At 70.8% G+C, this 13,034-nt stretch carries 14 protein-coding genes; 8 read left to right on the top strand and 6 right to left on the bottom strand.

Annotation, left to right across the window (positions count from 1 at the left end):
- The first annotated feature begins 2 nt into the window (after nucleotides 1-2).
- Genes AC3CBB_RS11525 through AC3CBB_RS11505 form a run of 5 tightly spaced genes read left to right on the top strand, consistent with a single transcriptional unit; the run spans nucleotide 3 to nucleotide 3,779 of the window.
- Complete coding sequence (locus AC3CBB_RS11525) at nucleotides 3-506, top strand: ribose-5-phosphate isomerase (protein ID WP_488624671.1); 504 nt, start codon at nucleotides 3-5, stop codon at nucleotides 504-506.
- The gene (locus AC3CBB_RS11520) at nucleotides 500-1,288 is read left to right on the top strand and encodes a triose-phosphate isomerase family protein (RefSeq protein ID WP_123505449.1); all 789 of its coding nucleotides are present in this window, start codon (nucleotides 500-502) and stop codon (nucleotides 1,286-1,288) included. The genes AC3CBB_RS11525 and AC3CBB_RS11520 overlap by 7 nt, the downstream gene beginning before the upstream one ends.
- Nucleotides 1,285-2,082 carry a sugar phosphate isomerase/epimerase family protein gene (locus AC3CBB_RS11515; RefSeq protein WP_488624670.1) on the top strand — a complete coding sequence of 266 codons (798 nt, stop codon included), beginning with the start codon at nucleotides 1,285-1,287 and terminating at the stop codon, nucleotides 2,080-2,082. The genes AC3CBB_RS11520 and AC3CBB_RS11515 overlap by 4 nt, the downstream gene beginning before the upstream one ends.
- Before the next feature lie 5 nt (nucleotides 2,083-2,087).
- Nucleotides 2,088-2,990 carry a phosphogluconate dehydrogenase C-terminal domain-containing protein gene (locus AC3CBB_RS11510; protein ID WP_488626743.1) on the top strand — a complete coding sequence of 301 codons (903 nt, stop codon included), beginning with the start codon at nucleotides 2,088-2,090 and terminating at the stop codon, nucleotides 2,988-2,990.
- Nucleotides 2,991-3,038: 48 nt separating this feature from the next.
- Complete coding sequence (locus tag AC3CBB_RS11505; protein WP_488624669.1) at nucleotides 3,039-3,779, top strand: alpha/beta hydrolase; 741 nt, start codon at nucleotides 3,039-3,041, stop codon at nucleotides 3,777-3,779.
- A gap of 3 nt (nucleotides 3,780-3,782) precedes the next feature.
- On the opposite strand, the gene AC3CBB_RS11500 is transcribed toward AC3CBB_RS11505, so the two are convergent.
- Nucleotides 3,783-4,679: an SDR family oxidoreductase gene (locus tag AC3CBB_RS11500; RefSeq protein ID WP_488624668.1), complete on the bottom strand. Its 897-nt coding sequence runs from the start codon at nucleotides 4,677-4,679 to the stop codon at nucleotides 3,783-3,785.
- A 94-nt stretch (nucleotides 4,680-4,773) separates the two neighbouring features.
- Between AC3CBB_RS11500 and AC3CBB_RS11495 the strand changes: the two genes are divergently transcribed.
- Nucleotides 4,774-5,340 carry a TetR/AcrR family transcriptional regulator gene (locus AC3CBB_RS11495; RefSeq protein WP_488624667.1) on the top strand — a complete coding sequence of 189 codons (567 nt, stop codon included), beginning with the start codon at nucleotides 4,774-4,776 and terminating at the stop codon, nucleotides 5,338-5,340.
- A gap of 184 nt (nucleotides 5,341-5,524) precedes the next feature.
- On the opposite strand, the gene AC3CBB_RS11490 is transcribed toward AC3CBB_RS11495, so the two are convergent.
- The 4 genes from AC3CBB_RS11490 to AC3CBB_RS11475 form a co-directional block, all read right to left on the bottom strand.
- Nucleotides 5,525-8,029: a glycoside hydrolase family 65 protein gene (locus AC3CBB_RS11490; RefSeq protein WP_488624666.1), complete on the bottom strand. Its 2,505-nt coding sequence runs from the start codon at nucleotides 8,027-8,029 to the stop codon at nucleotides 5,525-5,527.
- Nucleotides 8,026-8,817, bottom strand: coding sequence for an HAD family hydrolase (locus AC3CBB_RS11485; protein ID WP_123505443.1), 792 nt, complete (start codon nucleotides 8,815-8,817; stop codon nucleotides 8,026-8,028). Before AC3CBB_RS11485 ends, AC3CBB_RS11490 begins: the two co-directional genes overlap by 4 nt.
- A gap of 159 nt (nucleotides 8,818-8,976) precedes the next feature.
- Nucleotides 8,977-9,762 carry a hypothetical protein gene (locus tag AC3CBB_RS11480; RefSeq protein WP_488624665.1) on the bottom strand — a complete coding sequence of 262 codons (786 nt, stop codon included), beginning with the start codon at nucleotides 9,760-9,762 and terminating at the stop codon, nucleotides 8,977-8,979.
- Nucleotides 9,763-9,830: 68 nt separating this feature from the next.
- Nucleotides 9,831-10,697, bottom strand: a complete 867-nt coding sequence (locus AC3CBB_RS11475; RefSeq protein WP_488624664.1) for an aldo/keto reductase — start codon at nucleotides 10,695-10,697, stop codon at nucleotides 9,831-9,833.
- Nucleotides 10,698-10,808: 111 nt separating this feature from the next.
- Between AC3CBB_RS11475 and AC3CBB_RS11470 the strand changes: the two genes are divergently transcribed.
- Nucleotides 10,809-11,699 carry a VOC family protein gene (locus tag AC3CBB_RS11470; RefSeq protein ID WP_488624663.1) on the top strand — a complete coding sequence of 297 codons (891 nt, stop codon included), beginning with the start codon at nucleotides 10,809-10,811 and terminating at the stop codon, nucleotides 11,697-11,699.
- Nucleotides 11,700-11,816: 117 nt separating this feature from the next.
- A complete protein-coding gene (locus AC3CBB_RS11465) occupies nucleotides 11,817-12,431 on the top strand; it encodes a TetR/AcrR family transcriptional regulator (RefSeq protein ID WP_123505440.1) in 615 nt (204 codons plus the stop codon).
- On the opposite strand, the gene AC3CBB_RS11460 is transcribed toward AC3CBB_RS11465, so the two are convergent.
- Nucleotides 12,415-13,020 carry a TetR family transcriptional regulator C-terminal domain-containing protein gene (locus AC3CBB_RS11460; RefSeq protein WP_488624662.1) on the bottom strand — a complete coding sequence of 202 codons (606 nt, stop codon included), beginning with the start codon at nucleotides 13,018-13,020 and terminating at the stop codon, nucleotides 12,415-12,417. The two genes, AC3CBB_RS11465 and AC3CBB_RS11460, sit on opposite strands and share 17 nt — an antisense overlap.
- Nucleotides 13,021-13,034 lie beyond the last annotated feature (14 nt).

Here is a 13,034-nt window from a genome sequence, read left to right as displayed (position 1 = left end):
CAATGGCTGAGCAGCTGCGAATCGTCATCGGATCCGACGACGCCGGATTCGACTACAAGGAGATCGTCAAGCAGGACCTGGAGGGCAACGCCCTCGTCGCCTCCGTCGTCGACGTGGGAGTGGACGCGGCGTCGCACACCCCGTACCCGCCCGTGGCCATCGCCGCGGCGGAGATGATCGCGCGCGGCGAGGCCGACCGTGCCGTCCTGTTCTGCGGCACCGGCCTCGGTGTCGCGATCGCGGCGAACAAGGTCCCGGGCATCCGTGCCGTGACCGCGCACGACTCGTTCTCGGTCGAGCGATCGATCCTGTCGAACGACGCCCACGTCCTGTGCCAGGGGCAGCGTGTCGTCGGGATCGAGCTCGCCCGCCGCAATGTCCGCGAGTGGCTGACCTACACGTTCGACACGTCCAGCGCGTCGAACGACAAGGTCCAGATCATGAACGACTACGAGGCCGCGAACACGACCGGCGCCCCTGCGGCGGTGGACTCCGCCTCATGCTGAGCGACTCGGCGGCAGCCCCCTTCACCGTGGGGGTGAGCTTGAAGATGTACTTCGGCCACGCCCGCACGGTGGAGTGGGCCACCGCCATCGGCGACATCGCACGTCGCCACCCCGCGGTCGCGGACGGCCTGGTCGAGCTGTTCGTCGTCCCGACCTTCCCGTCGATCGTCCCCGTCCGCGACGCGCTCGCGGGTGCTTCGGTGCGCCTCGGCGCGCAGGACATCGCGTGGGCCGACTCCGGCGCGTTCACCGGCGAGGTCTCCGGCGTCGAGCTGGCCGAGATCGGCTGCACGCTCGCCGAGGTCGGCCACGCCGAGCGCCGCGCGCTCTTCCACGAGGACGACGAGGTCATCGCGCAGAAGACCGCCGCCGCTCTCCGCAACGGCCTGACTCCGCTCCTCTGCGTCGGCGAAGAGGAGGCCGCCTCGCCGGCCATCTCGTCGCTCGAGGTGACCCAGCAGATCGAGTCCGCGCTGGCGCAGGCCGGTCCGGGCGCGATCATCGTCGCGTACGAGCCGCAGTGGGCCATCGGCGCGCCTAAGCCCGCCGCCCCCGAGTACATCGCCGCGGTCGTCGCGGAGCTCGAGCAGTTCGTCCAGGCGCTCGAGGGCCGCGACGGCAGCCGGGTCATCTACGGCGGCAGCGCCGGCCCCGGCCTGCTGACCTCCCTCGGCGGCGACGTGAAGGGCCTCTTCCTCGGCCGCTTCGCGCACGACCCTGCTGCGGTCGAGCTGATCCTCGACGAGGTCGTCGCGCTCGCGCATCAGGGGGCCTCCGCGTGATCGGCCTCTCGACCTACGCTTACTTCTGGCGGTTCTCGGAGCGGGTCGCCGATCCGATGAGCCTCGACGACATGCTGCGCGACGCGGCGGCGATCGGCGCGGAGCTCTTCCAGATCTGCGACTACGCACCCCTGGCCGGGTACGACGCCGCGCAGCTCGCGGCGACCAGGGCGGTGGCCGACGGGCTCGGGCTGACGCTGGAGGTCGGGACGCGCGGCACAGTTCCTGCGCACCTCGACCGCCACCTCGACCTCGCCGTCGCCCTCGGCGCGACCGTCGTCAGGAGCATGTGGACCTCGGGCGACGACCGGCCGACCTTCGACGAGAGCGTCGCTCGGCTCCGTCAGATCGTGCCGCGCTACGAGGCCGCCGGCGTCACGCTGGCGCTCGAGACCTACGAGCAGGTGTCGTCGACCGAGCTGGTGGCGCTCGTGGAGGCCGTCGGCAGCGAGCACCTCGGCATCTGCCTGGACCCCGCGAACACCGTCGCGAACCTCGAGAACCCCGCCGACGTCACGGCGCGCTGCCTGCCGCACGTGAAGAACTGGCACGTCAAGGACTTCGACTTCACCCGCCAGGCGGGCTGGGTCGGGTTCAGCCTCGTCGGCGTGCCCCTCGGCGAGGGCCGCCTCGACTACGACGGCATGCTCGCCGCCATCGACCCCGGATCGCGCGGCATCAGCCAGGTCGTCGAGCACTGGCTGCCGTGGCAGGGCGACGAAGAGACCACCACTCGCCTCGAGCGCGAGTGGACCGAACACAACCTGAAATTCCTGAAGGAGAAGAACACGTGACCGACATCCTCGACACCACCCCATCCGTCACCTACGCCGACGGCCAGGGTGCGCCCGACATCACCGTGGCGGTCATCGGCGCCGGCGGCAAGATGGGCCAGCGCGTCTCGAACAACCTCGCCAAGAGCTCGTACACGACGCTGTACTCGGAGGCATCGCCGAACGGCGTCGCCCACATCGAATCGCTGGGCCGCACCGTCACGCCGACCGACGACGCCGTGAGAGACGCCGACGTGGTGATCCTCGCCGTCCCGGACGTCGTGCTCGGCCGCGTCTCCGAGTCGGTCGTTCCGCAGATGAAGTCGGGCGCCATCATCCTGACGCTCGACCCGGCCGCCGCCTACGCAGGACTCCTGCTCGCCCGCGAGGACATCCACTACGCCGTGGCGCACCCCTGCCACCCGAGCGTCTTCCTCGAGCGCACCACCAAGGAGGAGTGGGCCGACACGTTCGGCGGCGTCGCGGCTCCCCAGGAGGTCATCGCCGCTCTCGAGGGCGTCGACGAGGACTCCCCGGTGCGCGAGCTGGCCACCCAGGTCATCTCGACCATCTACGCGCCCGTCATCGCGGTGCACTACGTCACGGTCAAGCAGCTCGCCGTGCTCGAGCCGACCCTCGTCGAGACGATCGCCTGCATGATCGGCGCCTTCCTGAAAGAGGCCCTCGAAGAGACCGTCGACGGCGTCGGCGTGCCCTACGAGGCCGCCCGCGCGATGCTCTACGGCCACACCTGGATCGCCCTCACCAACGGCCTCCGCGGCTCGAACCCGTTCTCGGACGCCTGCCACATCGCCATGGACTACGGCCGCGAGTCGATCGTCAAGGACGACTGGAAGAAGATCTTCGACGACAGCCAGCTCGACACCGTCATCGCCAAGATGCTGAAGATCGACGCGGTGAAGCGCTGACCCGCTGATCCGCCGACCCGCTGACCCGAAGCGCCTTAGGGTAGAGCAATGGCCCGGCGCGCAGGAACTCGACTCCTCACCGTCGGCGTCACCGTGGTGGTCGTCCTCGCCGTCTTCGCCACTGCCTTCCTGGTCTACGCGAACCAGGTCATGCCGGGGGAGCGCAGCGCCGCCCTCACGGTGTGGCGCGACGACCGCGTCGCCGTGCGCGACGCCGGCGACAGCGTCGTGATGACGCCGACCGGTGCGTCCGACGGGGTCGGAGTCGTGTTCATCCCCGGCGCCAAGGTCGACCCCTACGCGTACATGGTGACGTTCCGCGACGTCGTGGCCGCCGGCACCACCGTCGTCATCACGAAGCCGACGCTCAACCTCGCGTTCTTCGACACCCGGCCGCTGTCGACGTTCGAGGCGCACGCGCCCGGCGTCACGACCTGGGCCGTCGGCGGCCACTCGCTCGGCGGAGTCCGCGCCTGCCAGCTCGCCGAGACCGGCGACACGAGAGGGATCCTCCTGCTCGGCAGCTACTGCGCCAACGACCTCGCCTCGTCGGGGGTCGACGTGCTGAGCCTGGCGGGGAGCCGCGACGGGCTGTCGACTCCGGCGAAGGTGGGTGCCGCCAGGACGTTCCTGCCCTCGGATGCGTCGATGGTGACGATCCGGGGTGCGAGCCACGCCAGCTTCGGGGCGTACGGGAAGCAGCCGGGCGACAACACGCCGACACTGTCGCGCGCCGCGGTCGATCGGCAGATCACGGCGCGCGTCGAGGCCTGGGTCTCCGGCCTCTAGCGATCACCCCGTGTAGGCACCCGCCAGGATGTCGTCGACGAGCGTCGGGCCGGTCGGCGTCCAGTCGAGGAGCTGGCGGGTGGCCGCGCTGCTGGCGGCGAGGTCCATGCCCCAGAACAGGCCGATGAAGCCGCCCATGCTGGCCTGCGACTCCTCTGACGTGAAGGAGCGCGCCTCGAGGCCGAGCGACTGGGCGATCGCCGCGGCGATGTCCCTGCTGGCGACGCTCTCCTCGCCGACGGCGTGCAGAGCAGCGCCCGCGGGCGCCTTCTCGAGGCCGAGGCGGATCATGCGCGCGGCGTCGGCCACATGGACCGCGGCCCAGCCGGTGGAGCCGTCGCCGACATAGCCGGCGTAGCCGTTGCGCCTGGCGGCGTCGGTGATGATCGCCATGAAGCCGTGGTCGCGCATGCCGTGCGTGGTCGGCGAGAAGCGGAGGCTGATCGACTTCACGCCCTTCTCGACGTAGTCGAAGGCGAGGTTCTCGGTGCCGCCGCGGGGTGCGTCGGGGCCGACGGCCGGCGACGAGTCGGTCTCGAGGGCGGGCCGGCCCTGCGCGAGCCCGGCGACTCCCGAGGCGAGGAGCAGGGCCCTGCCGGTGCCCGCGAGGGTGTCGCCGAGGGTCTCGACTGCGGCGCGCTCGGCGCGGTTGGTCTCGACCGGGTCGCCGAAGTCGTGCTTGTTGGCGAGGTGGACGACCGCGTCGGCCGCCTCGGCGCCGGCACGCAGGCCGGCCAGGTCGTCGAGGTCGCCCCGCAGGACGGTGGCGCCCTTGGCCTCGAGGGCTGCCGCGGAGGCGTCGGAGCGGGCGAGGCCCGTGACGTCGTAGCCGTGGCTCAGGAACTCGTCGACGGTGTGGGAGCCGATCCAGCCGGATGCTCCGGTGATGAAAACACGCATGTCATCTCCTAGTGATGTCAGTGACGGACATCAGTAACTGTACGCCCGATGTCAGGATCTGTCATCACCCGGTCGAGACCCGTATCATCGGAGAATGGGTCGATGGGAACCGGGCGGCAGCGACCGCCTTCGCGAGGCGGCACTCGAGCTCTTCCTCGAGCGGGGCTACGAGCAGACGACCGCCGCCGAGATCGCGCAGAGCGTCGGCCTGACCGAGCGCACGTTCTACCGGCACTTCCCCGACAAGAAGGAGGTGCTGTTCGGCGGCTCCATCGAGTTCCGAGCGACCATGGTCGACTCCGTCCTCGGCGTGCCGGAGGGGCTCGCACCCCTCGAGGTCGTCGCGCGCGCGCTCGCCTCGGCGACGGAGTTCTTCCCCGACGAGCGCCGCGAGTGGTCGCGGAAGCGCTGGCAGGTGCTGTCGGTGAACCCCGGCCTGATGGAGCGCGAGCTGCTGAAGATGGCCGACGTCGCCGCTGGCATCGGGGCGCGGCTGCGCGAGCGCGGCGTGCCCGAGCCCGCCGCGACGCTGGCCGCCGAGTCGGGGATGACGGTGTTCCGGGTCGCGTTCGACGTCTGGCTCCAGCCCGGCGAGCGGCGCTCGATGGCCGAGATCGAGGGCGAGATGTTCGCCGCGCTGGGGGCGGTCGTCGGGGTGTAGGCGGAGTTCCTCCGTGGATGCGGCTCTGCGCTGTGGGGGTGTGCCAGGAAGGCCGGGGGACCGCCGAATCGGCACGGCCCTGCCGAATGGACGGCGGGGTCGAGCCGGAACGGCGGGGGTGCGGCGCCGACGGGTGGGGCCGAGCCGGAACGGCGGGGGTGAGCCCCGCGCCCGCCGCGCCGACCTAGGTCGTGACGTCGATGTCGATGTCGCTCCGGTCGACCGAGATCGTCGGGATCGACGCCGTGACGACCGAGCCGTCGGGGCGCAGCATCCCGCGGAGGTCGCTGGTCGTCGGGGGAGCGGTCTCGATCCGCGGGCCCTGGTTCGGCAGCGCCACGGTCACCGGCGAGCCGGCGACGACCTCGATCTTCTCGTGGACGACGTGCACCGTGACCTGGGTGCCCTCCTCGATGGTGAAGGTGATGTCGGACTGCGTCACGTCGACCCGCATGCGCGAGCCCTTGACGGTCATCTTGTACGTGAGGCGCTCCCAGTCGGCCGGGAGGCGCGGGTTGAACGTGAGGCGGCCGGAGTGGTCGCGCATGCCGCCGAACCCGAACACCATGGCGCTCCAGATGCCGCCGGTCGACGCGACGTGCACGCCGTCGGAGGTGTTGTGGTGCAGGTCGGCGAGGTCGACGAACAGCGCCGACAGGAAGTAGCTGTGGGCGAGCTTGTAGTGGCCCACCTCGGCCGCGATGATCGACTGCACGACGGCCGACAGCGTCGAGTCGCCGGTGGTCAGCGCGTCGTAGTACTCGAAGTTGCGGCGCTTCTCGGCGGGCGTGAACTCGTCGCCCTGGAGGAAGAGCGCGAGCACGACGTCGGCCTGCTTGAGCACCTGGAACCGGTAGATGACCAGCGGGTGGTAGTGGAGCAGCAGCGGTCGCTTCGACGCCGGGGTCGAGTCGAGGTCCCAGAGCTCCTTGTCCAAGAACTGGGCGTCCTGCGGGTGGATGCCGCGGTGCGGGTCGAACGGGATCTCCATGGCGTCGGCGGCGGCGCGCCACCCGCGGATCTCGTGCTCCTGAAGTCCGACGCGCGTCACCATGCGCTCGTACGCGACCGGGTCGTTCGCCATCAGCTCTTCGCAGATGCGTACGGCCGACCACAGGTTCGCCCGCGCCATGACGTTCGTGTAGAGGTTGTCGTCGACGACCGTGGTGTACTCGTCGGGCCCGGTGACTCCGTCGATGTGGAACTTCTGGTCGCCGTTCGAGCGCCAGAAGCCGAGGTCGGCCCAGAGCCGCGCCGTCTCGACGAGGATGTCGACGGCGCCGCGGGCGAAGAAGTCCTCGTCGCCGGTGGCGGCGACGTACTGCATCAGCGCATGCACGATGTCGGCGTCGATGTGGTATTGCGCTGTGCCGGCCGCGTAGTACGCGCTCGACTCGAGGCCGTTGATGGTGCGCCACGGGAAGAGCGCGCCGCGCTGGTTGAGCTCGCTCGCCCGGTCGCGTGCAGCGGGGAGCATGCCCTCGCGGAAGCGCAGGACGTTCCGGGCGACGTTCGGCGCCGTGTACGACAGGAACGGCATGACGTAGATCTCGGTGTCCCAGAAGTAGTGCCCGCCGTAGCCGGAGCCCGAGACGCCCTTCGCGGCGACGCCCTGGCCGTCGGTCCGGGCCGAGGCCTGCGCGAGCTGGAAGATGTTCCAGCGAACGGCCTGCTGCAGGATCGGGTGGCCGGGCAGCTCGACGTCGCTGCGCACCCAGAAGTCGTCGAGCCAGTCGCGCTGCGCCTGGAAGATCTCCTCCACCGGCGTCTCGGCGGCGCGGTCGAGAGTGCGGTCGCAGCGGTCGGCCAGCTCGCGCGGCGGCACGCCCCGCGACGAGTGGTACGTGATGGCCTTGACCATGCGGATCGGCTTGCCGGCCTTCGCCTTGACCCGGTAGACGTGCTTAGCCAGGTCGTCGTCGATCTGCGTCGACTGCGACCACTCGTTCTCGGTGTCGAGCGTGTGCTCGGCGCCGACGGCGATCGTCATGCCCGAGTTCGAGGTGCGGTAGCCGAGCACGTAGCGGGTGCCCTGGACCTTCTTGTACGACGGCTGCAGGACTCGCGCCGTGAAGCTCTCGGCCTTGCGGGGGTCGAAGGTCGCGGCGGCGCGCATGCCCGCGTGGTACTCGTCGCCGAGGTCTTGGCGGTTGAGGATCTGGCTCGAGATCAGGATCGACGCGTCGGCGTCGAGGACTGTCACCTCGTAGTCGATGACAGCGAGGTGGCGGTCGGTGAACGACACGAGGCGCCGGCTCGTCAGCCGCACGAGCTTGCCGGACGGCGTGCGCCACTCGATGTCGCGCACGAGCACGCCGTCGCGGAAGTCGAGTCGACGGGTGTACTTCAGGATGTCGGCCTCGCTCAGCACGAAGGGCTCGTCGTCGACGTAGAGGCGGACCACCTTGGCGTCAGGCGCGTTGACGATCGTCTGGCCGACGCTCGCGAACCCGAACGCCTCCTCCGCGTGGCGGATCGGCCAGGTCTCGTGGAAGCCGTTGATGAACGTGCCGTCGGCGTGGCTGCCGCGCCCCTCGTCGAAGTTGCCGCGCAGGCCGAGGTAGCCGTTGCCGACGGCGAAGATCGTCTCGGTGACCCCGTGGTCTTCGGCGTGCTCGGCCTCGACGAACGCCCACTCGTCGAGCGGGAAGCGGTTGCGGTCGAGGGGGTCTTCGGTGATGACGGTCATGCGCGGTTCTCCGTGGCGGTGGGGTCGAGGGGTTCGCTGACGGGGCCGACGAGCTCGTCGAGGTCGGTCACGACGAAGTCGGCGCCGAAGTCGAGCAGGGCTGCGGCGCCGACGCCGCGGTCGACGCCGAGCACGAGGCCGAACGCCCCGGCGCGGCCGGCCTGGACTCCCGACTGGGCGTCCTCGACGACGACGCAGTCGGCCGCGGTCAGGCCGAGGCGGCGGGCGCCGTCGAGATAGGTGTCGGGGGCGGGCTTGCCGGCGAGGCCCTCGGCGGCCGCGACCTCGCCGTCGACGACGACCTCGAAGTACGAGCTCAGGCCGGCCGCGGCCAGCACGGGCACGGCGTTGCGCGAGCTCGAGACGACGGCGACCTGGTGACCCGATGCGATGGCCGCGCGCAGGAACTGCAGCGACCCCGGGTACGGGGTCACCCCGTTCTGCGCCAGCTCCGCCGCGAACACCTCGTTCTTGCGATTGCCGAGCCCGCACACCGTGTCGGCGTCGGGGGCGTCGTCGGGCGCGCCCTCCGGCAGAGTGACGCCGCGGCTGGCGAGCATCGACCGGACGCCGTCGTAGCGGGGCTTCCCGTCGACGTAGTCGAAGTAGTCGGCGTCGGTGTACGGCGCCGCCCCGGGAACGTGCTCGGTCAGATAGGTCGAGAACAGCGTCGCCCAGGCGCGCATGTGCACCTCGGCGGTCGGCGTGAGGACGCCGTCGAGGTCGAACAGGATGCCGGGGAGGCGGCGAAGCGCCGCGGCGTCGCGGGGCGCGGAGGAAGAGGGCACGAAGCGGGGGATCCCTTCGAGATCGAAGTCGCCTGGAGAGGGCGGAAACGTCGGCGTTTCGATGGAGCGGACATGATCGGTGGACCGGGGGCTCGGGAACCGCCGCTCGTCAAGTCTGGCACGCCGGACCGCCGCCCACTAGTGACGGATGGCCGAGCGTCAGTTCTGGTCGACGCCGCCCATGCCCTCGAGCGCGGCGGTCAGGATCGTGCCGACGGCATCGGGCAGCACGTGGTGGTTGAGGTAGATGCCCTCGAGCCAGGACAGCACCTCGTCGGCGGGGAGGCCGACGGCGGTCCAGTCGATCCCGGGCAGGGCGCTGGTGACGGGCAGCTCGGTCGCGGGATCGAGGCGCGCCTCGGCGATCGCGACCTCCGCGTCGCCCTCCGACGCCGACCACAGCAGCGCTATCGGATGATGCTCGCCGTCGATGTGCTCGTGGTCGACCGCGCCGCTGCCGAGCCAGGGGAGCGTGAGCAGCTCGCCCTCGATGTCGACGGAGATCAGGTCGAGCTTCGTGGGCTCCTCGACCTCGCAGATGTAGAGGTCGAAGCCCTCGTCGTGCCAGGCCGCGGCCTCCTCGACGTCTTCGAGCAGGTCGGGCATGCGCTGGTGGAACTCCGCCAGCAGGATGGACGCCCACGACAGGATCTCGTCAGTCGCCGCCGGCGGCCACGGGCTTCGATCGGCTTCGGCGCCATTGCCGCGGTGGAAGTGGTAGTCGATGCCGCCGTCCACGGTGTCGAGGTGGATCTGGCCGCTGTCGAACTCGACGGCGAGGCTCGAGTGGCCCGTCTCGTCGTCCCAGTCGCCGAAGAGGTCGGGCGTGCCGAGGCCGGCCGCCTTCTTCCAGGTGGCGGGGCCGATCGCCGCGGCCGTCTTCGGGCCGAGGTTCAGCACCGCCTGGAACCGTGTCGTCGGAAGGCGGAGACTCATGTCGGTCACGGGTGGATCCAATCGCTCGGCTTCGAGACTAGTCGACGCCGAGCGACCGGATCTCCGCGGCTCGGGCCCTACGCGATGGCGTTCAGCTCGGCGAACTCGGCGTCGCTCAGTTCGATCTCGGCACCGTGCATGTTGTCTTCGAGGTGGGCCACCGTCGACGTGCCGGGGATCGGCAGCATGACCGGCGAGCGCTTGAGGAGCCAGGCGAGTGCGAGCTGCGCCGGCGTGGCCTGCTTCTTCTCTGCGATCTCGGCGAGCGGACTTCCCTCCGCCGCCAGCGACCCGGTCGCGAGCGGGAACCACGGGATGAAGCCGATGCCGTGCTCGGTCGCGTAGTCGAGCAGCTTCTCGGACGACCGGTCGGTCAGGTTGAACAGGTTCTGCACCGACGCGATCGTCGCCACCTTCTGAGCCTGCTCGAGCTGCTCCACCGAGACCTCCGAGAGGCCGATGTGGCGGATCTTGCCTTCGTCCTGGAGCTTCTTCAGCTCGCCGACCTGGTCTTCGAGCGGCACCTTCTCGTCGATGCGGTGCAGCTGGTACAGGTCGATCCGCTCGAGGCCGAGCCAGCGCAGGCTCATCTCGGTCTGCTGGCGGAGGTACTCGGGGCGGCCGACCGGCGGCCACTCGTTCGGGCCGGACCGCGTGAGCCCGCCCTTGGTCGCGATGACGAGGTCGTCGGCATAGGGCTTGAGCGCCTTGGCGATCAGGGGCTCGGCGACGGCCGGGCCGTACGAGTCGGCCGTGTCGATGAAGTTGACGCCGAGCTCGACGGTTCGGCGCAGGACGCGGATCGCCTCGGCCTCGTCTTTCGGCGGACCCCAGACGCCGGCGCCGGTCAGCTGCATGCTGCCGTAGCCGAGGCGGTTGACGGTGAGGTCGCCGCCGAGGTCGAACGTGCCGGAGGCCTGCGCGGGAAGAGATTCGAGTGTCATGGAGTGGGTACCTTCCGTTCGGGGACAGGAGCAGTCAACGCCTCGTCCCATGCGGGCGCACTCAGCTACAATTAGTTGTCGCTACAACTAATCGGGTGTATTCTCGATGACATGTCCACAAGCTCCTCGGGAACCAGCGCCCTCGACCTCCTCGCCGCCGACACGTCGATGGGCGCCGTCACCCTCCGCGTCGCCGATCTCGACGCCATGACGGCCTACTACCGCGACGCCGTCTCGCTGGCCGTGCTCGCCCAGGAGCCCGAGCGCAGCGTCCTCGGCCGTGTCGGCGTCCCGATCGTGATCCTCGAGCACGCCCCCGAGCTGCGTCACGCCGGCCCTCGCGAGGCCGGGCTGTTCCACACCGCGATCCTCTTCGAGACCCAGGCCGACCTCGCGTCCGCCGTCTACTCGGTCGCCTCCCGCTACCCGGACTCCTTCACCGGCAGCGCCGACCACCTCGTCAGCAAGGCCTTCTACTTCGACGACCCCGAGGGCAACGGCATCGAGCTCTACTGGGACCGCGAGCGCACGAGCTGGAGCTGGACCCACGGCCAGATCGACATGGCGACCCTCGCTCTCGATCCGAACGCCTTCCTGAACGAGAACCTCGCCGAGCAGGCGTTCGCCGAGGCCGCCAGGCGCCCTGCGACCGTCGGCCACGTGCACCTCAGCGTCGGCGACGTGCCCAGCGCCCGCCGCTTCTACGTCGAGCAGCTCGGCTTCGAGGCGACCACCGAGTTCGGTCCGCAGGCGCTGTTCGTCAGTGCCGGCGGCTACCACCACCACATGGCCATGAACACCTGGCAGAGTGCGGGCGCGGGGCGCCGGCAGCTCGCCCTCGGCCTCGGCCTCGTTCGCATCCAGGTGCCCGGAGCCGACGACCTCGGCGCGCTCGGCGAGCGGCTGGCGCACTACGGCGTGGCCACCGCCGCCACCGGCCGCCTGCTCGGGTTCGACGACCCGTGGGCGAACCGCATCGAGGTGTCGGTCACGGCGCCGTAGCGCGGCGGCGGTCGGACGGTCGGCGGGCTGCGAGTTCCTGCGCCCGCCCCGCGAACCCGGCGTCTACCCCCGAACCGGCGCTGGCGACGCGGAGGGACCGGGTCTAGCATCCCCGGCATGGGCATCCGCGAAGACCGGCGCCGCGCCACCGTGGCGCGGATCCTCGCGGCCGCGGGCGCCGAGTTCGAGGAGCGCGGCTACGAGTCGGCGTCGTACGGGTCGATCGCGACGCGGGCGGGCGTGGCGAAGAGCCTCGTCAGCTATCACTTCGCCACCAAGGCCGACATGGCCGCGCGGGTCGTCGCCGAGGCGTTTCCGCAGGGGACCTTCCTGAACACCGAGCCGTCGCCCGACGGCCCGCTCTCGGACATCGTGCAGTCGACCGCCGAGGTGGCGCGCGCGTTCACGACCAACCCGCTGGCCCGCGCGAGCCTGCGCCTGGTCAACGAGCAGAGCCTCCAGGATCCCGCCGCTCCCCGCCCCTATGTCGGCTGGGTCGCCCGCATGTCGGACGATCTCCGCGCCGCCGCGGCACGGGGCCTCATCACGATGGGCGTCGACACGCACCGTGAGGCGACGATCCTGGTCGGGCTCTTCGTGGGCATCCGCTACGTCACCGACACGCTCGACGAGCGCGACGCGTTCGTCGACCTGGCCGTGACGACGATCCGTCAGCGGCTGGTCTTCCTCGGGGCCGACGAGGCGTCCCTGCCCGCTACTGCGGCTCAGTGAGCGCGCCCGCGGGCAGCCCCAGCGCCGTCTCCATCGCCGTGAACACCACTGCCGACCGCTCGGACGCCTCGCGGTAGCCCACCAGCGCGTACGCCGTCGTGCTGTCGAGCAGAGCGAACATCTGCAGCGACACCAGCTCCGGGGTCGCCGTCGCGAACGCGCCCTCGGCGATCCCGGCTGCAAGGATCTCGTCGGCCAGCGCGCTCCACTCGCCCATCAGCGAGCGCGTCGCGGCGGCCAGCGTCGGCGAGCGGCGGCCGCGGCTCCACGCGTCGGCCCAGAGCGACGACACGTCGTCGCGGCCGGGGGCGAGGAGGGTCGCGAGCACAGACCGCAGCCTCCCGAGGGCGGGCCCGTCACCGGCCAGACGGGCGACCTCGTCGAGCTCCGCCCGTGCCAGCTCGTCGAAGGTGCGCGCCACGAGCGCCTCCATCGACGGCTCGTAGTGCGCCACCAGACCCGAGGCGACACCGGTCTCGGCCGCCACCGCACGGAGGGTCACCGCGCCGAGCCCCTCGCGCAGGGCGACGGCGCGAGCGGCCGCGGCGATCTCGGCGCGGCGCTCAGCGGGTGATCGGCGAGAAGGCATCCCTGAATCGTAGC

The sequence above is a fragment of the Frondihabitans sp. OV104 genome (assembly GCF_057787745.1).
This window is presented reverse-complemented; position numbering and strand designations above follow the sequence as displayed.